Annotated in this window: 12 protein-coding genes; 7 read left to right on the top strand and 5 right to left on the bottom strand. The window is 60.7% G+C overall.

What is annotated here, in order from left to right:
- The first annotated feature begins 123 nt into the window (after nt 1-123).
- From fdnG to fdhE, 4 genes are read left to right on the top strand one after another with little or no spacing between them, the layout of a single operon-like run.
- Nucleotides 124-3,198: a formate dehydrogenase-N subunit alpha gene (gene fdnG / locus MCB86_RS00215; RefSeq protein WP_239609067.1), complete on the top strand. Its 3,075-nt coding sequence runs from the start codon at nt 124-126 to the stop codon at nt 3,196-3,198.
- Entirely contained in the window at nt 3,198-4,133 is a 936-nt protein-coding gene (gene fdxH, locus MCB86_RS00220; protein ID WP_239608972.1) for a formate dehydrogenase subunit beta, read from the top strand. The genes fdnG and fdxH overlap by 1 nt, the downstream gene beginning before the upstream one ends.
- Entirely contained in the window at nt 4,130-4,819 is a 690-nt protein-coding gene (locus tag MCB86_RS00225; protein ID WP_239608974.1) for a formate dehydrogenase subunit gamma, read from the top strand. The genes fdxH and MCB86_RS00225 overlap by 4 nt, the downstream gene beginning before the upstream one ends.
- Nucleotides 4,816-5,757, top strand: coding sequence for a formate dehydrogenase accessory protein FdhE (gene fdhE / locus MCB86_RS00230; protein ID WP_239608976.1), 942 nt, complete (start codon nt 4,816-4,818; stop codon nt 5,755-5,757). The genes MCB86_RS00225 and fdhE overlap by 4 nt, the downstream gene beginning before the upstream one ends.
- Before the next feature lie 4 nt (nt 5,758-5,761).
- Here fdhE and MCB86_RS00235 read toward each other — a convergent pair whose 3' ends face one another.
- Nucleotides 5,762-5,926, bottom strand: a complete 165-nt coding sequence (locus tag MCB86_RS00235) for a hypothetical protein (RefSeq protein ID WP_196298658.1) — start codon at nt 5,924-5,926, stop codon at nt 5,762-5,764.
- Between the two features lie 336 nt (nt 5,927-6,262).
- On the opposite strand from MCB86_RS00235, the gene MCB86_RS00240 reads away from it, so the two are divergent.
- From MCB86_RS00240 to glgB, 3 genes are all read left to right on the top strand, one after another.
- On the top strand, nt 6,263-8,275 hold the full coding sequence (locus MCB86_RS00240; protein ID WP_045162288.1) for an alpha-1,4-glucan--maltose-1-phosphate maltosyltransferase: 2,013 nt from the start codon (nt 6,263-6,265) through the stop codon (nt 8,273-8,275).
- Between the two features lie 143 nt (nt 8,276-8,418).
- Nucleotides 8,419-11,739 (top strand): maltose alpha-D-glucosyltransferase, encoded by a 3,321-nt coding sequence (treS, locus tag MCB86_RS00245; RefSeq protein ID WP_239608979.1) that lies wholly within the window; start codon nt 8,419-8,421, stop codon nt 11,737-11,739.
- Entirely contained in the window at nt 11,739-13,955 is a 2,217-nt protein-coding gene (glgB, locus tag MCB86_RS00250; protein WP_045162286.1) for a 1,4-alpha-glucan branching protein GlgB, read from the top strand. Before treS ends, glgB begins: the two co-directional genes overlap by 1 nt.
- Before the next feature lie 75 nt (nt 13,956-14,030).
- On the opposite strand, the gene MCB86_RS00255 is transcribed toward glgB, so the two are convergent.
- Genes MCB86_RS00255 through MCB86_RS00270 form a run of 4 tightly spaced genes read right to left on the bottom strand, consistent with a single transcriptional unit; the run spans nt 14,031 to nt 18,014 of the window.
- Nucleotides 14,031-15,065: a lysylphosphatidylglycerol synthase domain-containing protein gene (locus tag MCB86_RS00255; protein ID WP_045162285.1), complete on the bottom strand. Its 1,035-nt coding sequence runs from the start codon at nt 15,063-15,065 to the stop codon at nt 14,031-14,033.
- On the bottom strand, nt 15,062-16,300 hold the full coding sequence (gene clsB, locus MCB86_RS00260) for a cardiolipin synthase ClsB (protein ID WP_239608981.1): 1,239 nt from the start codon (nt 16,298-16,300) through the stop codon (nt 15,062-15,064). The genes MCB86_RS00255 and clsB overlap by 4 nt, the downstream gene beginning before the upstream one ends.
- Complete coding sequence (locus MCB86_RS00265) at nt 16,297-17,100, bottom strand: endonuclease/exonuclease/phosphatase family protein (RefSeq protein ID WP_045162283.1); 804 nt, start codon at nt 17,098-17,100, stop codon at nt 16,297-16,299. Before MCB86_RS00265 ends, clsB begins: the two co-directional genes overlap by 4 nt.
- The gene (locus tag MCB86_RS00270; protein WP_045162282.1) at nt 17,097-18,014 is read right to left on the bottom strand and encodes a DUF72 domain-containing protein; all 918 of its coding nucleotides are present in this window, start codon (nt 18,012-18,014) and stop codon (nt 17,097-17,099) included. Before MCB86_RS00270 ends, MCB86_RS00265 begins: the two co-directional genes overlap by 4 nt.
- Nucleotides 18,015-18,022: the final 8 nt, after the last annotated feature.

Here is an 18,022-nt window from a genome sequence, read left to right on the forward strand (position 1 = left end):
CTTGAACGAGCGCAGCGAACAGGCGCCGACTCATCGATCGCCCTGCAGGAACCATCCCAGAGCGCCTGCAGTCGATGATTCAGATGGGGAGAACATAACGAGTAACAGGAGATATCGATGACCGTGCGAGTATCCCGGCGACAGTTCCTCAAGTTCGGTGCGGCAGGTGTAGGCGCATCGAGCATGGCCATGATGGGATTTGCGCCTGATGAAGCCGTCGCGTCGATTCGTCAGTTCAAACTGACCGGCGCAAAGATAGCCCGCAACATTTGTACCTACTGCTCGGTAGGTTGCGGCATGTTGCTCTACTCCCGCGGCGATGGTGCCGCCAATGTCATCGACGATATCTATCACGTCGAAGGCGATCCGGATCACCCGGTCAGCCGCGGCTCGCTCTGTCCACGTGGAGCGGGAGTGCTGGACTTCATCAAGAGCGAGTCCCGGGTCAAATACCCGGAAGTACGCGAGCCGTTCACCAACGAATGGAAGCGCATCAGCTGGGATGAAGCCTTCACACGCATCGCGCGCCACATGAAGGACGATCGCGACAAGAATTTCGAAACGCATGACGAACAGGGGCGGCTGGTCAATCGCTGGTTGACCACCTCGATGGTGGCGGCGTCAGCCTGCACCAACGAGACGGCTTACCTCACGCAGAAGATCACACGGGCACTCGGCATCCTTCAGCTCGACAACCAGGCGCGCGTTTGACACGGACCAACGGTGGCAGGTCTTGCCCCAACATTTGGTCGCGGTGCCATGACGAACCACTGGGTCGACATTGCCAACGCTAACGTCATCCTGTCGATGGGCGGCAATTCGGCCGAAGCGCATCCGGTGGGCTTCCGTTGGGTCATGCATGCCAAGGAGCGCAGCAACGCGATCCTGATTTCCATCGACCCTCGCTACAACCGAACCACAGCGGTTGCCGATTATCACGCCTGGCTCCGGACCGGTACGGACATCGTGTTCCTCGGCGGTTTCATCAACTACCTGATCGAATCCGACCGCTACGCTCATGAGTACGTCCGCGAATACACCGATGCTCGCTTGATCGTCAAAGAAGGCTTCGGTTTCGAGGAAGGGCTGTTCACCGGCTATAACTCCGAAGACCGGACCTACAACCGCGAGACCTGGAATTTCGAGCTGGACGAGCGGGGCTTCGCTCGCTCCGACCCAACGCTCGAGCACCCGCGCTGCGTGTTCCAGCTTATGCGCCAACATTACAGCCGTTACACCGTCGAGCAGGTCGAGAATATCTGCGGCATGCCGCGGGACAAAGTGATGGAAATCTGGGATTTGATGGCGCAGACCTCGGCGCCGGACAAGACCATGACCATCCTCTACGCGCTCGGATGGACGCAGCACACCATCGGCTCGCAGATGATCCGCTGTGGTGCCATGTTGCAACTGCTGCTCGGCAACATGGGCATGCCGGGCGGCGGCGTGAACGCATTGCGTGGGCATTCCAACATTCAGGGCCTGACGGACATCGGCCTGCTATCCAATCTGCTGCCGGGCTACCTGAACCTGCCATCGGTGAATCTGCAAAGTTACGCCGACTACATGAAGACGCGGATCAAACAGCCGCTGGTCGAAGGTGAGGTGTCGTACTGGAAATTCTATGAGCGCTTCTTCGTCAGCCTGATGAAGGATTGGTACGGCGATGTCGCCACCGCTGAAAACGACTGGTGCTACGACTGGTTGCCGAAGCTGTCCGTGCCGATCTATGACGTGCTCTACGCCATCAACGACATGACCCTGGGCAAGATGACCGGCGCCTTCTGCCAAGGCTTCAACATCCTGGCCGCGTTCCCGAACAAGGCCAAGGTCATGGATGGCCTGTCGAAGCTCAAGTACCTGGTACTCATGGATCCGCTGAAGGTGGAGACAGGCGAGTTCTGGAAGAATTTCGGCGAATACCATGATGTCGATCCGTCGAAGATCGGCACCGAGGTTTTCCGCCTGCCCACCACGTGCTTCGCCGAGGACGACGGCTCCATCACCAACAGCTCGCGCTGGCTGCAATGGCACGAGAAGGCCGCACCTGGCCCTGGCGAGTCGATGACCGATTCCGAGATTCTTGGCGAGGTCATGTTGCGTCTGAAGCATCTGTATCAGGAGGAGGGCGGCGCTTTCCCGGATCCGATTCTGAATCTCACCTGGAATTACAAGGATCCGAAATTCCCCAAAGCGGCGGAACTGGCGCAGGAGTACAACGGCCGCGCGCTGGTCGACCTGACCGACGATGCCGGTAACGTCGTTCGTCGCAAGGGTGAACTGCTCAACGACTTCAGCGAGCTTCGCGCCGACGGTTCGACCGCTTGCGGGTGCTGGATCTACTCAGGCGCCTGGACCGAAGAAGGCAACATGATGGCCCGGCGCGACAACTCCGATCCCTATAACACCGGCAATACGCTGGAGTGGGCCTGGTCCTGGCCGATGAACCGCCGGCTGCTCTACAACCGTGCTTCGGCGCGGCCCGACGGCACACCATGGGCACCCAACAAGGCATTCATCTGGTGGAACGGCGAGCGCTGGACGGGGGCGGACGTCCCGGACTTCCCGCTGACTTCGCCACCTTCCCAGGGCGTCGGTCCGTTCATCGTCACGCAGACCGGATGCGGGCAGCTTTTCGCCTCGCAGTGGTTGAACGAAGGACCGTTCCCGGAACATTACGAGCCCATGGAAACCCCGATCGACCGGAACCCGCTGAGTCCGAACAATCCATTGGCGCTGCACAATCCGATCGCCCGTGTGTTCGAGCAGGATCGCGACTCGTTCGGCTCCAACAAGGATTTCCCTTATGCGGCGACGACCTATCGCCTCACTGAGCATTTCCACTACTGGACGACACATGCCCGGCTCAACGCCATCGCCCAGCCGGAGAAATTCGTCGAGATCAGTACCGTACTTGCCGAGGAGTTGGGCATAGCTGCAGGCGATCGGGTAAGGGTGACGTCCAAGCGGGGCTTCATTACAGCGGTCGCGGTGGTGACCAAGCGGCTAATTCCGCTGCAGATCGATGGCCGGACGGTGCACCAGATCGGCATTCCCATCCATTGGGGCTTCAAGGGTGTGGCCAAGAAGGCACACCTGACCAACACCCTCACCCCCTTCGTGGGTGACGGAAACACGCAGACACCAGAGTTCAAGTCGTTTCTGGTGAACGTGGAGAAGATTGGAGGGGCTGTCTGATGCGCGGTGACCAGATCAATATGCAGAACATCATCGCCCGCTCAGCGACCACCACGCCCTCGCCGCAGGTGCGGCACGGGGGCGTGGATGCCGTCACCAAGCTGATCGATGTATCGGTGTGTATCGGCTGCAAGGCATGTCAGGTTGCCTGCTCCGAATGGAACGACCTGCGTGATGAGGTTGGCGAATGCGACGGCACCTACAACAACCCGCAGGACCTGTCGCCGGAGTCGTTCGAGGTCATGCGTTTCAGCGAGTACGAGGATGAGCAGGGCAATCTCGAGTGGCTGATTCGCAAGGATAACTGCATGCATTGCGCCGAGCCGGGCTGCCTCAAGGCCTGTCCGTCGCCCGGTGCGATCGTGCAGTACGCCAATGGCATCGTAGATTTCAATTCCGAGCACTGTATCGGCTGCGGCTACTGCGTAGCCGGGTGTCCTTTCGATATTCCTCGAATCTCGAAGAAAGACAACAAGGCCTACAAATGCACGCTGTGCTCGGACCGGGTGTTCAATGGGCTCGAGCCGGCTTGCGTGAAGAGCTGCCCGACCTCGGCCATCATGTTCGGCACCAAGGAGGACATGCTCGATTACGGTTCGCACCGGGTCGCGCATCTCAAGGGGCGCGGCTACGACAATGCCGGCATCTACGATCCGCCCGGTGTGGGCGGCACCCACGTCGTCTATGTGTTGCAACATGCTGACAGGCCTGAGCTCTACAGCGGCCTGCCGAAGGATCCGCACATCAGCCCGACGGTGGAGCTATGGAAGGGCGTGACCAAGCCGATCATGTCCGTGGCGCTGGGTGTATCGGTACTGGCCGGGTTCTTCCACTACGTGATGAAGGGGCCGAAGGAAGAGCCCGAAGACGATCCGGATCCTGAGTTGGCAGCGGAAGAGCGCGCGCTCGATCGGCGTGGGGAGGACCAGCTATGAGCCATTCCAATATCAACCACGGCATCCTGCGGTACGGCTGGTGGACACGGGTCAATCACTGGCTCATCTCGATCAGCTTCGTGCTGCTCACATTGAGCGGGCTGGCGTTGTTTTATCCGGCTTTCTTCGGCCTTACCGCACTGTTCGGTGGCCCGGAGCCGACGCGAATCGTGCACCCCTATATCGGTGTGTTCATGTCGCTGTTCTTCGTCATTCAGGCCGTGCGTTTTTTCGGCGACAACCTGATTAGACGCCATGATGTCCAATGGATGCGACAGATCAGCGATGTGCTCAGCAACCGTGACGAGCGCCTCCCTCCGGTGGGCAAGAACAACGCCGGACAAAAGCTGGTGTATTGGCTCTTCCTGGCCACCGTGCCGGTGCTGCTGATTACCGGCATCGTGCTTTGGCGCCCCTGGATCGCCGACGGCATGCCGGTCTGGGCGTTGCGCTGGGCGGTGATGATCCATGCAATTGCGGCTTTCATCGCGATCATCACCTTGATCATTCATATCTATGCGGCCATCTGGGTCAAAGGGTCGGTGCGTGCCATGACGCAGGGGCGCGTTAGCCATGCCTGGGCGCGACATCATCACGGGCTGTGGTACGAGGACGTCATGCGCAACCGTAAAACCGATTCGCAAAGCGCGTCGCCCACCAGCGAAGTACAGGAGCGCCGCCGATGAAAGGAGCTGCAGTGAACCACGCTTATGGAAGTGCACCTTCCGGGATCATGGAGGCCCCCCACGTGGTGTTGCCGGATGCCAAGGTCTTCAGCAAACGGGCGACCCGATTGAGGGAACTGGTTCTGCAGGTGCCGCCGCTCGACGAGTTTCTCGCGTTCATGGCGCGCCTGGTACAGGCCCAGCACCAAGTCCTGAACGAACGAGAGCCGGCCTGGCGTCCAGCGGCGGACGCGTTCGACCAGGCGCTGAAACACCGCATGCCGCCCCTGGGCTTTCAGGCATTGCGACGCGATGTGCTCTGGCAGCAGGACTTGCTTGCCATTCTCGATGCGGTGGAATTGCACGTAGGGGAGCGCCAGCGGCCATTGCTCGCTCGATTGCGCGAGATGTCCCCCGAGCAGCTCGATGCATTGGCTGACGATGTGTTCGAGATGCGCCCCGGCAACGAGACGACCCGTGCCTTGCTGCCATTTGTGGCTGCGGCGTTGCAGGTCGCCTGGGTGCGTCTGGCCATTGGAATGTCCGCTGTGCCGGCGCGCCCCACGGGCGAGGCGAAGGCACTATGCCCGTGTTGCGGCGCTGCACCTGTTGCCAGCGTGGTACACAACGAGCGCCATCGCAGTGGTGTGCGCTACCTACACTGCGCATTGTGTGCGACCGAATGGCATCTGGAACGCGTTACCTGCAGCGCATGCGATACGGGCGGCAAGCTGCTCTATCTGACCCTCGACGATGAGCAGGGCAAGCCTTTCCTGCCGGTCCAGGCGGAGGCCTGCAACGAGTGCCATAGCTATCTGAAAATCATGCAGCGCGAGCTGCATGGACGCGCCGACCCGGTCGCCGATGATCTCGCCAGTTTGGCATTGGACATGCTGCTGGCCGAGCAGGACGAGTACGCGCGCAGCGGCTACAACCCGCTGCTGGTCATGGGCGCGTAGCCGTTCAAGTGGGTTCTGGCTCTTCGTCAGCCACAGCCTGCCCACCGAATGGCGTGCCGGGTTTGTAGTCGTCGATATCGTCAGGACAGGGCACCTGCGGCAAATCCCCCGGTTTGTCGTGCACGACAGGGTCGGGTTGGGGCACATCGGGGCGGGCATGCGGAGTCATGACGGCCTCCCATCAGTCGGAATGTTTAATCGGCAATCAACCAACGGCGAGCGGACGCCAGAACAACGGCGGCAACTGCGCATCGCTCCTCGCTTGAGTACAGACCTTTCTTGGATCCCGCGTTGCAGTTTCCGACAGTCGTCGTACGGCGACATTCGGCTGCACCGCTGCGGTCTGTTCTGCTGAACTTTTACAGCCTCCGTTGGTTCGGAAGAACAGAGCCCATGAAAGCCTGCAGCGCGGGTTTTCACACGGTAAATCCAACCCGAACGGTTGCCGCCTCCGCCGCGGTTGGTTTGCCGTATCGCAACGACTTAGGCCTCAGGAGCCCGCTCGATGACCGATACACAGCCCCACGCAACGATTCACCCTCGACTGGAACAAGCATTGAAGATGCCGCGTATCGCCATCGAGTCGACCGAGCCGGTGCTCGACGGTGGGCGTTTCGCTGCCAAGGCCATCATCGGCCATCCGGTCAACGTAACCAGCAAGATATTCGCCGACGGCCATGACCAGCTCGCCGCCGCGATTTGCTGGCGGACCAAGGACGAAGACACCTGGCGCCGTGCTCGTCTCAAGCTGATCGGCAATGACAGCTGGGAAGGACATTTCACCCCGACGCAGGTCGCGGGCCATGAATTCATGATCGAAGCCTGGTGGGATATCTACGAGACCTACCGTTACGAACTATCGAAGAAGCATACCGCCGGTGTGCCGGTGCAACTGGAACTGGAGGAAGGCCGCTTGCTCCTGGAACGGGCCAGCAGCCGTGCCCAAGGTGAAGTCAAGGCCATCATCGACGATCTGCTGCACCGCCTGAGCACGGCGCATCTGGACGACGAGCGCGTGTCGGTTCTGCTGGCCGAAGAAACAGCCGCTGTCATGGCCGATGCCGACCCACGGGAGCATTGCAGTCAGAGCCAGGTCTTCCCCCTCGAAGTCGAACGGCCGCTGGCCCAGTTCGCCAGTTGGTACGAGTTGTTTCCGCGCTCCGAAACCGATGACCCGAATCGCCACGGCACCTTCCGTGATGTGCATAAGCGCCTGCCATCGATCCGCGACATGGGCTTCGATGTGCTCTATTTCACGCCGATTCACCCCATTGGCCGGCAGCACCGCAAAGGCCGCAATAACACCCTGGTGGCCGGGCCAAACGATCCGGGCAGCCCTTATGCCATAGGCAGCGAGGAGGGCGGTCACGACGCCGTGCATCCGCAGCTGGGCACGCTCGAAGACTTCCGCGAGCTGGTGACCGCTGCACGTGAGCACGGCTTGGAAATCGCGCTCGACTTCGCTATTCAGTGCTCCCAGGACCACCCCTGGCTGAAGGAACACCCGGGCTGGTTCTCCTGGCGACCGGACGGGACGATCCGTTACGCAGAGAACCCACCCAAGAAATACCAGGACATCGTCAACGTCGATTTCTACGCCGAGGACGCCATGCCGGACCTGTGGATCGCTTTGCGCGACGTGGTCTGGCATTGGGTGCAGCAGGGCGTGAAGATCTTCCGCGTCGACAATCCACATACCAAGCCGCTGCCGTTCTGGGAATGGATGATTGCAGACATCCGTGAGCGCGATCCGGACGTCATGTTCCTTTCCGAGGCGTTCACCCGCCCGGCAATGATGGCGCGTCTGGGTAAGGTTGGCTTCAACCAGAGCTACACCTATTTCACCTGGCGCAACAACAAGGCGGAGTTGAGCCAGTATTTCACTGAGCTCAACGAGCCCCCGCTGCGCGACTGCTACCGGCCGAACTTCTTCGTCAACACGCCCGATATCAACCCGTTCTTCCTGCATGACTCCGGCCGCCCCGGTTTCCTCATCCGTGCCGCACTGGCGACCATGGGCTCGGGGCTGTGGGGGATGTACTCGGGCTTCGAACTGTGCGAGTCCGCCGCGATTCCGGGCAAAGAGGAATACCTCGACTCGGAGAAGTACGAAATCCGTCCGCGCGACTATCACGCGCCAGGCAACATCGTTGCCGAGATCGCTCAGCTCAATCGCATCCGTCGGCAGAACCCGGCCTTGCAGACCCACCTCGGCTTCAGCGCGTACACGGCCTACAACGACAACATTCTGTATTTCGGCAAGCGTACGCCGGACCGCTCCAACTTCATTTTGATCGCTATCAGCCTTGATCCACACAACGCTCAGGAAGCCCATTTCGAACTTCCACTGTGGGAGTTGGGGCTGCCCGACCATGCCGAAACCCGTGGCGAAGACCTGATGAATGGGCATCGCTGGACTTGGTACGGCAAGACACAGTGGATGCGCATCGAACCCTGGCACCTGCCGTTCGGCATTTGGCGGCTCACCGCCGACGCCCCGGATCCTGACTTAAAGTAAATTCTTGGAAGTGTCTGCTTATCTTTAAGTATCAGCACGTTATATGTATTAGCTAATCCATATTCTAGTGCTGATGCACGTTTTGAGTCTCCACCCGATGCCTTGATGGAGCGGGTTCTGGAGGTCATGAAAGGAACGAGAACATGGCCAAAGCGCGTAAACCAGCTGCCTTTATCAAGGATCCTCTCTGGTACAAGGACGCAGTGGTCTATCAGGTCCACCTCAAATCTTTCTACGACTCGAACAACGACGGCGTCGGCGACTTCCAAGGTCTGATCGAGAAGCTCGATTACATTGCCGACCTCGGCGTCAACACCATCTGGCTATTGCCGTTCTATCCCTCGCCACGGCGTGATGACGGCTACGACATCGCCGAATACCGCGGCGTGCATTCCGACTACGGAACCATGGCCGATGCGAGGCGCTTCATCGCCGCCGCGCACAAACGCGGCCTGCGGGTCATCACCGAACTGGTCATCAACCACACCTCGGACCAGCACCCCTGGTTTCAGCGCGCGCGCAAAGCTAAAAAAGGTTCGGCAGCCCGCGATTTCTATGTCTGGTCCGACACGGATGACAAGTACGACGGCACGCGGATCATCTTCCTCGACACCGAGGTCTCGAACTGGACCTGGGATCCTGTCGCCCAGCAGTACTTCTGGCACCGCTTCTATTCGCACCAGCCGGACCTCAATTTCGACAACCCTCAGGTGATGAAGGCGGTACTCAGCGTCATGCGCTATTGGCTGGACCTGGGCATCGACGGGTTGAGGCTGGATGCCATTCCTTATCTGGTCGAACGTGACGGCACCAACAACGAGAACCTGCCCGAAACCCACGTGGTGCTGAAACAGATCCGTGCCGAGATCGATGCCAATTACCCCGACCGCATGCTGCTGGCCGAAGCCAACCAGTGGCCGGAAGACACCCAGCTGTATTTCGGCGGCGAAGATGGCGGCCCGGGTGATGAATGCCATATGGCATTCCACTTTCCGCTGATGCCGCGCATGTACATGGCGCTGGCCCAGGAAGACCGTTTTCCGATCACCGATATTCTCCGGCAAACACCCGATATTCCAGAGAATTGCCAATGGGCGATCTTCCTGCGCAACCATGACGAGTTGACCCTCGAAATGGTGACCGATAAGGAGCGCGACTACCTCTGGAACTATTACGCCTCGGATAAACGCGCGCGGATCAATCTCGGTATTCGCCGGCGCCTGGCGCCGCTGCTGGAGCGCGACCGCCGCCGCATCGAGCTGCTCAACAGTCTGTTGCTGTCGATGCCGGGTACGCCCGTGATCTATTACGGCGACGAGATCGGTATGGGTGACAACATCTTCCTCGGCGACCGTGATGGCGTGCGCACGCCCATGCAATGGTCCGTAGACCGCAATGGCGGTTTTTCCCGCGCCGATCCGCCGAGCCTGGTACTGCCGCCGATCATGGATCCGCTGTACGGCTATCAGGCGATCAACGTCGAGGCGCAGCAGCGCGATCCGCATTCGCTGCTGAACTGGACGCGCCGTCTGCTTTCGATTCGCAAGCAATTCAAGGCGTTCGGCCGCGGCACGCTGAAGATGCTTGCGCCGAGCAATCGCCGCATTCTGGCCTATCTGCGCGAATACACGACACCCAGCGGGGAAACCGAGGTGATTTTCTGCGTCGCCAACGTTTCGCGTTCGGCTCAGGCGGCGGAGCTCGAGCTTTCTCACTATGCCGGAATGGTGCCGGTGGAGATGGTTGGCGGAAGTGCCTTCCCGCCGATCGGCCAATTACCCTATTTGCTGACGTTGCCACCTTATGGCTTCTACTGGTTTCAGTTGGCGACCAGTCACCAGATGCCCAGTTGGCACCAGGCACCGGTGGAAACCATGCCCGACTTTCAAACGCTTGTGCTCAAACGTCTGGACACGCTCACCACCGCGAACAAACGCATTCTCGAGACCGAGTCGTTACCGGCGTATTTGCCGAAACGGCGCTGGTTCGCCAGCAAGGACGCGACCATCGATTCGATCAAGATCTGCTACAGCGTGCCCTTCGGCGATACCCACAGGCCCGTGCTGTTGAGTGAGATTGCAGTGGAAACGGCAGGGCGCACCGATTTTTATCAGCTGCCGCTGGGTTTCCTCGACGAAGGCGATTTCGACATTGCGCTGCCGCAACAGCTGGCCATGGCGCGGGTGCGCCGTGGCCCACAGGTCGGCCTGTTGACCGATGCCTTCGCGCTGAACCAGTTCGTGCTGGGCGTTATCCAGGCGCTGCGTGAAGAACAAGTGTTGCCTTGCGGCGAAGGGGAGATCCGTTTCGAGCCGATGGACAAACTGGCCGAGGTGGAATTGCCGGCCGATGCCGAGGTTCGTTACCTCACGGCAGAACAGTCCAACAGCTCGGCAATCATCGGCAGCAGCATAATGATCAAGGTACTGCGCCGGGTCTCGGCGGGGGTACACCCGGAGTTGGAGATGGGCCGCTTCCTGACCGAGCAGGGCTTCATGCACATCTCGGCGATGCTCGGACAGGTCACCCGGGTCGACAAACAGGGCGAGCAGTACGCGTTGATGGTGGTACAGCGCTTCCTCGACAACCAGGGCGACGCGTGGGAGTGGACGCTCAACACGCTGGATCGCGCTGTTCGCGACCAGATCGCCGGCGGGGTCTCTCTGCACGAGAACCAGTTCAGCGCCCTCGAGGAGCTTGAGGCCTTCAATCGCCTGCTCGGTCAACGGCTGGGCGAGATGCATATGACCCTGGCGACACAGACTGACGATCCGGCGTTCGCCAGCGAGCCGACGCGTTCGGCCGACACCAAGGAATGGACCAAGGTGATATCGGCTCAAGTAGAGCGCGCACTGGATCTATTGCAAGCCCTTCGGGGCGATCTGGACCGCAAGGCAGCGACGCTTGTGGATCAGTTGCTTGGACAACGCAAGCCGCTGCTGGCTGAGGTCAAACGGTTGGCAGAACGTACCGTCGGGGGGCTGCGGACCCGGGTGCACGGCGATCTTCACCTCGGCCAGGTACTGGTCGCCCAGGGCGATGCCTACTTCATCGACTTCGAAGGTGAGCCGGCGCGCTCGCTCGACGAGCGCAGAAGCAAGCTGAGCCCATTCAAAGATGTGGCCGGCGTGTTGCGCTCCTTCGAATACGCCAGCGCCATGACGCTGCGCAATGCCCAGATCAGCGACAGCTCCGAAGCCGCGGATCTGGCACGGCGCACGATTTCCGAAACCTACCAGCAGAGCGCGCGCAGCGTCTTCCTCGAGGCTTATCGTGAGGCTACCGCGCAACTGCCGCACGCCTGGAAGGATGCCGCCGGTGCTGACGCCGCGCTGGCCCTGTTCAGCCTGGAAAAGACCGCGTATGAAGTGGCCTATGAGGCAGAGAACCGCCCGGCCTGGCTGTCCGTCCCGTTGCAGGGGCTTGCAGTTCTGGCACAACAGATTTCCGATGGAGGTTCCTAATGATTGATCGACCGGTCGTAACCATGCCTGGGGAAACCCTGCTACCCAGCGATGCCGATGTGGATGCGCTGGTTCGCGCCGAACATGGCGATCCGTTTTCCATACTCGGCCCACACCCGGACGGGGACGGGCTGGTGGTGCGCGCCTATCTGCCCAATGCGCTCGGCGTCGAGGTACTGGAGCGCTCCGGTGGCCGCGTGCTGGCCGCGATGGAGCAGGGTCAGGTGCCCGGATTCTTCTTTACCCGCCTGACCAACCCGCAGCCGTATCTGTTGAAGATTCGCTGGGCCGGCGGCGAGCAGGTTACCGAAGACCCGTTCAGCTTCGGTCCACAGCTCGGCGAGATGGACATGTACCTGTTCTCCGAAGGCAACCACCGGGAGATCGGCCGCGTATTCGGTGCGCAACCGATGGAAGTCGAAGGCGTGCAGGGCGTGCGCTTCGCCGTTTGGGCACCCAACGCCCGGCGAGTCTCGGTGGTCGGCAGTTTCAACGACTGGGACGGGCGGCGGCATCCGATGCGTCTGCGGTTTCCCGCCGGTGTCTGGGAGATTTTCATCCCGCGTCTGCAACCCGGTGACCGCTACAAGTTCGAGATTCTCGGCCCACACGGGATATTGCCGCTCAAAGCCGACCCCGTGGCGTTGGCCACCGAGTTGCCGCCGGGCACCGCGTCGGTGATCTCGCATCCGCTGGAGTACGAATGGAAAGATGATGCCTGGTTGCAGCAGCGGGTTGCGCGGCAATCGCTGCAGGCACCGATGACCATCTACGAACTGCATGCTGGCTCCTGGCGCCGGGAGGGCGGTGACGATGGTCGGTTGTACGACTGGCACGAACTGGCCGAACGGCTGATTCCCTATGTCGTGGACCTGGGCTTCACCCATATCGAGCTGATGCCAATCATGGAACACCCCTTTGGCGGATCCTGGGGGTATCAGCTGCTGTCGCAATTCGCGCCCAGCGCTCGTTACGGTACTGCGCATGATTTCGCCGCCTTCGTCGATGCCTGCCACAACGCCGGCATCGGCGTAATCCTCGACTGGGTTCCGGCGCATTTCCCGACCGACGCCCACGGTCTGGGCGAGTTCGATGGCACAGCGCTTTACGAGTACGCGCACCCTTTCGAAGGCTTCCATCAGGACTGGGACACCTACATCTACAACCTGGGGCGCACCGAGGTACACGGCTTCATGCTGGCCTCGGCGCTGCATTGGCTGCGTGAATTCCACGTCGATGCGCTGCGGGTCGATGCCGTTGCTTCGATGCTCTATCGCGATTATTCACGCAAGGAAGGCGAATGGATTCCGAACCGTCATGGCGGTCGGGAGAACCTGGAGGCCATCGAGTTCCTGCGTCATCTGAACGATGTGGTCGCGACCGAGACGCCTGGAGCCTTGGTCATCGCCGAGGAGTCCACAGCGTTCCCGGGCGTCAGCAAGCCCACGTCCGAGGGCGGCCTGGGCTTTGCCTACAAGTGGAACATGGGCTGGATGCACGACACCCTCAAATACATTCAGGAAGATCCGATCAATCGTCAGTACCACCATGACAAGCTTACCTTCGGCATGGTCTACGCCTATTCGGAGCATTTCGTGCTGCCGATCTCGCATGACGAAGTGGTGCACGGCAAGGGTTCGCTGATCGACAAGATGCCCGGTGACCGCTGGCAAAAGTTTGCCAACCTGCGTGCCTACTTGTCGTTCATGTGGACGCACCCTGGCAAGAAGCTGCTGTTCATGGGCTGCGAGTTCGGCCAATGGCGTGAGTGGAGCCACGACCGCGAACTGGACTGGCATCTGCTCGATGAGGCCGATCATCGGGGTGCGCAGAACCTGGTGCGCGACCTCAATCGCCTGTACGGACAGGAGCCCGCATTGCATGAGCTGGACAGCGACCCGCAGGGCTTCCAGTGGCTTATCGGCGATGACCGCACCAATAGCGTGTTCGCCTGGCTGCGCAAGAGCTCGACCGGACATCCGCTGCTGGTCGTGGGCAACTTCACGCCGGTGGTGCGTGAGGGCTACCGGATCGGCGTGCCGGTGGACAGCCGCTGGCTGGAAATCTTCAACAGCGATGCCGAGTGCTATGGCGGCTCGAACGTGGGCAATGGCGGAGGCATGCTGGCCGAGTCGGTCCCGGCGCATGGGCAGGACGTATCGCTCTCGCTGACACTGCCACCGTTGGGCGTGATCATCCTGCGACCGCAGGTGTAATGCCCAGGCGTCCAACAGGACGCCGGAAAGACAGAAGCCGGGACAATCGTCCCGGCTTATTTTTATTCGTCTCGTTTAGCGGCTGACGGCTTTTTGAGCGCTGGACGGATGGTCTCCCGGCGCTTTTTCTTCGCTGGGTTGAGCCTCGTTTCCGGAGCGCAACTTCTTCGCCCGGGCTTCGAGCACGACGTAGAGCATAGTGGCCAAGCACAGCGGCACCAGGAAATACACGACGCGATAGCCGATCAGGCCGGCTACGATCGTACTGTTGCTGAGTTCGCCGCCAAGGGCTGCCACGAACACCGCTTCGATCACACCCAGGCCCGCCGGAATGTGGGCAATCACTCCGGCGATGCTGCTGATCATGAGGATCCCCAGCACCGTGGGGTAGGCGACCTGTTGCGACAACATGAAATAGACCACGAGTGCCATCAGCGACCAGTTCGCAGCGCCCAGCAGCATCTGCAAGGCAGCCAATCGCAGTGATGGCAGGTGGATCTGATGTTTGCGTATCGTCCAGTGGCGGCGCTTGGAAAAGCCGCACGCCCAAAGATAGACCAGCGCGAGCAGCAGCAAGCCGGCACCGAGCATGCGCAGCGCCGTATCGCCAATCTCCCAGCTCTCTGGCGGGGTGATCCAGCCCAACGAAAAGATCAATCCGGCCAGCCAGATATAGCCGAGCCAGTTGGTGAGCACGCTGAGCGTGAACACTCGGGTGATCTGCGAAGCGCGCAAACCCAATCGTGAATACAGCCGATAGCGCAGCGCGATGCCGCCAACCCAGGCGCTCAGGTTGAGGTTGAAGGCGTAGCAGACAAAGGTCACCGGCACGATCTGGCGCACCGGCAAATTGTGCTGCGCGTAGCGCTTGCCGAGCACGTCGAAACTACAATACACGGCGTAGCTGCCGAAGGTGGCGGCGCCTGCGAGCCAGAGCGTACGGGCGTTGTAGTTGCTCAGCGTCCGATAGACCTCAGGCCAGTCAACATTGCGCGCCAAGCCCACCAGCAGCCCGGCGACCAACACGAAGAAGACATAGGTCAGGATCTTCTTGATCAGCGGCCAGCGTCGCCGCCAACCGCTGCGTGACGCGTCTTGGGTCTCGCTCATTGATGGTCTCGTTGCAAGGGTGCCGGAGGACTGGGCTCAAGCGGCTCCGGGTCGATCAGCTGCAGCTTGGGGCGGTGTGCTGGGAACAGGCCGACCAGCTGCGGAAAATGCCGTAGAAAATGGAAGATGAAAAAGGCTAGCGGTGCGCGCCACCAATAACCGCGGATCATGCGTTCCAGCGGAATGCGCCGGCAATCCTCCTGCAGCAAACGGTCCAGATTTTCATGCAGTTGGCGGTTGAACGCATGATCACGAATGATCAGATTGGCCTCTAGGTTGAGCGACAGACTGAGCGGATCGAGATTGCTCGAACCCACCGTTGACCATTCGTAATCGGCCAGCGCGACCTTGCCGTGCAACGGCCGGCGGCAGTACTCATGGATCTCGACGCCGTCGTTCATCAGGTAGTTGTACAGCATGCGCGCGCCGAACTTGGCGATCGGCATATCCGGTTGACCCTGCAGAATCAACCGCACCCGCACGCCGCGCCGAGCGGCGTTGCGGATCTCGCGCAGCAGCCGATAGCCGGGAAAGAAATAGGCATTGGCGATCAACAGGCGCGAGCGAGCGTCACGAATCGCTTGCAAATAATGCTGCTCGATATCGTTGCGGTGGTTGTGGTTGTCTCGAGTCACGAACAGCGCACGCGCTTCGCCCCGACTGACACCAACGTAGCCGTTGCTTTGCGTACGCACCCGTCGATGCCACCAGCGCCGATTCGCCTGGTTCGGCGCGATGGTGCTGAGGGCGAAGCGATGGATGTCGTGGACGATGGGCCCCTCGACCTGCAGCGCGTAATCCTGCTTGGCTGCCGGGCCGTAATCGCCCAGGTGATCGGCAGAAAAATTGATACCGCCGATGAAGGCGACCTGGCCATCGACCACGACGATCTTGCGGTGCATGCGTCGGAACACGTTGACGCGCTTGCCGAGCAGCCGTTTGCCCGGGTCGAACATATGAATGCGTACGCCGGCCCGCGCCATCGCCGCGGCGAAGTCGCCATTCAGGTCAGCCGAGCCATAGCCGTCTACAGTGACGTCGACGCTGACGCCGCGTTCGGCAGCAGCGATCAGGACTTTCTGCAACTCTTGGCCCACTTTGTCCTTGAAGAAAATGAAGGTTTCCAGCAGGACTTCCTTTTCTGCGGCCGCAATGGCCTCGAACACGGCGGGGAAGAACTCCTCGCCGTTTTCCAGCAACTGAAGACGATTCCCGTCTCTCCAGTGAAAATTCATAGGTGTATCTCCACCGCCAAGGGCAGATGATCGGACAAGTGCGTCCAGGGTTTGTTACCGAGAATCCGTGCTTTATGACTCGTGGCGTTGCGCACATAGATGCGGTCCAGGCGCAGCATCGGCCAACGCGCCGGGAAGGTCTTGGCCACCTTGCCCTGGGACACGGCGAATACCTCATGCATGCCGGCGCAACGATCCAGGATCTGAGCGCCCTTCAGCCGCCAGTCGTTAAAATCGCCGGCGACCACCACCGGGGCGCCCTGGGGCAGCGAGTCGAGGAGCTCGCACAGCAGACCGAGCTGTTGCTGTCGGTGCGATTCGCGCAGGCCCAGGTGCACACAGATGGCATGAAACTCCTCATGGCCCGGCACCTGCAGCACGCTATGCAACAAGCCGCGGCGCTCCGGCCCGGCGATGGAAATGTCGAGGTTCTCGTAGCGCGTGATCGGAAACTTCGACAGCAGCGCATTGCCGTGATCGCCGTCCGGGTAGACCGCGTTGCGGCCATAGGCGAAGTCGGTCCAGATGCTGTCGGCGAGAAATTCGTACTGCGACATCTTCGGCCAGTCGTGAAAGCGCAAGGCGTGTTTCTCGTGGGTGCCCAGCACTTCCTGAAGAAATACGACGTCGGCCGAGACCGCCCTGACCGCCTCGCGCAGCTCCGGCAGGATGAATCGGCGATTGAGGGCGGTGAAGCCCTTGTGGGTGTTGACGGTAAGCAGGCGGACTGCGTTGACCGCCGTGGACATGTGGGCGTCCAGGTCGCTGCTGTCCAGTGGGTGATTCTTGTCCAGATTCAAGCCAGTGCTCCTTCCAGGTGGCCCGGAGTGGTCTCCAGGTTTTCCTCCAGCCCGAGCCGGCGCAACAGCTGCCGCGCATCGTAGGGCGCTCGGACCTTCACGTCGTTGTCGAAATAGCAGTACACCTCCCGCGCCTGGCGTGATGGGGGCTTATCGTCCGAGATGAGATGGGCGTCGTCGGGTTGCCCGCCCTGGTTCCACAGCGTTATGCGCTGGCACCAGTTGTCCAGCGCCTCTTCGCTGTAGCCGCTGGTATAGAGCTCTTCGGCGCCATGCAGGCGGATGTAGACGAAATCGCTGGTGAGATCCTCGCGATAGGGCCATTTGCCGGCGGTGTCCGCCACGACCAGTGCGACCTTGTACTTGCGCAGCAGCGCAACGAACGCGGGGTCAACGAAGCTCTGGTTACGAATTTCCACGGCGTGGCGCAGCCGGCGCTTGCGGTCGATCTGCAAATAACTGCGGCCCTCCATTCGCGCCTCGCATCCCTTGGCCATTTCCAGCGCTGCCTCGGTGTCGTGCGGCAACAGTTTGAGAAAGGTTTCGAAGAGCGCTGCGTCGAACTTGAACGAAGGTGGAAACTGCCACAGCATCGGCCCGAGCTTGTCCTTGAGCGCCAGTACGCCAGAGGCAAGAAAATTGGCGATGGGCTTCTCCACATCGCGCAAGCGCAGGATATGCGTGATATAGCGCGGCGCCTTGACGCTGAAGACGAAGCCCTTCGGGGTTTCGTCGTACCAGCCGGTGTACAGCTCAGGTCGCTGGAGCGCGTAGAAGGAACCGTTGATCTCGATGCTGTTTACCGCACGCGAGGCGAACCTGAGCTCGTTCTTCTGGGTAAGGCCCTTGGGATAGAAGTCGCCTCGCCAGGGTGCGTAGCGCCAGCCCGATATTCCGATATGGATGGCCGCCATCGCTTTTC

The organism is Pseudomonas sp. KSR10 (assembly GCF_022355455.1).
GTDB lineage: Bacteria > Pseudomonadota > Gammaproteobacteria > Pseudomonadales > Pseudomonadaceae > Stutzerimonas > Stutzerimonas stutzeri_E.

Coding starts and splice junctions, on each gene's coding strand:
- fdxH (WP_239608972.1), top strand. CDS start 3,198: ATGCGCGGTGACCAGATCAATATGCAGAACATCATCGCCCGCTCAGCG.
- glgB (WP_045162286.1), top strand. CDS start 11,739: ATGATTGATCGACCGGTCGTAACCATGCCTGGGGAAACCCTGCTACCC.
- clsB (WP_239608981.1), bottom strand. CDS start 16,300: ATGAATTTTCACTGGAGAGACGGGAATCGTCTTCAGTTGCTGGAAAAC.
- fdhE (WP_239608976.1), top strand. CDS start 4,816: ATGAAAGGAGCTGCAGTGAACCACGCTTATGGAAGTGCACCTTCCGGG.
- treS (WP_239608979.1), top strand. CDS start 8,419: ATGGCCAAAGCGCGTAAACCAGCTGCCTTTATCAAGGATCCTCTCTGG.
- MCB86_RS00270 (WP_045162282.1), bottom strand. CDS start 18,014: ATGGCGGCCATCCATATCGGAATATCGGGCTGGCGCTACGCACCCTGG.
- MCB86_RS00240 (WP_045162288.1), top strand. CDS start 6,263: ATGACCGATACACAGCCCCACGCAACGATTCACCCTCGACTGGAACAA.
- MCB86_RS00225 (WP_239608974.1), top strand. CDS start 4,130: ATGAGCCATTCCAATATCAACCACGGCATCCTGCGGTACGGCTGGTGG.
- MCB86_RS00255 (WP_045162285.1), bottom strand. CDS start 15,065: ATGAGCGAGACCCAAGACGCGTCACGCAGCGGTTGGCGGCGACGCTGG.
- MCB86_RS00235 (WP_196298658.1), bottom strand. CDS start 5,926: ATGACTCCGCATGCCCGCCCCGATGTGCCCCAACCCGACCCTGTCGTG.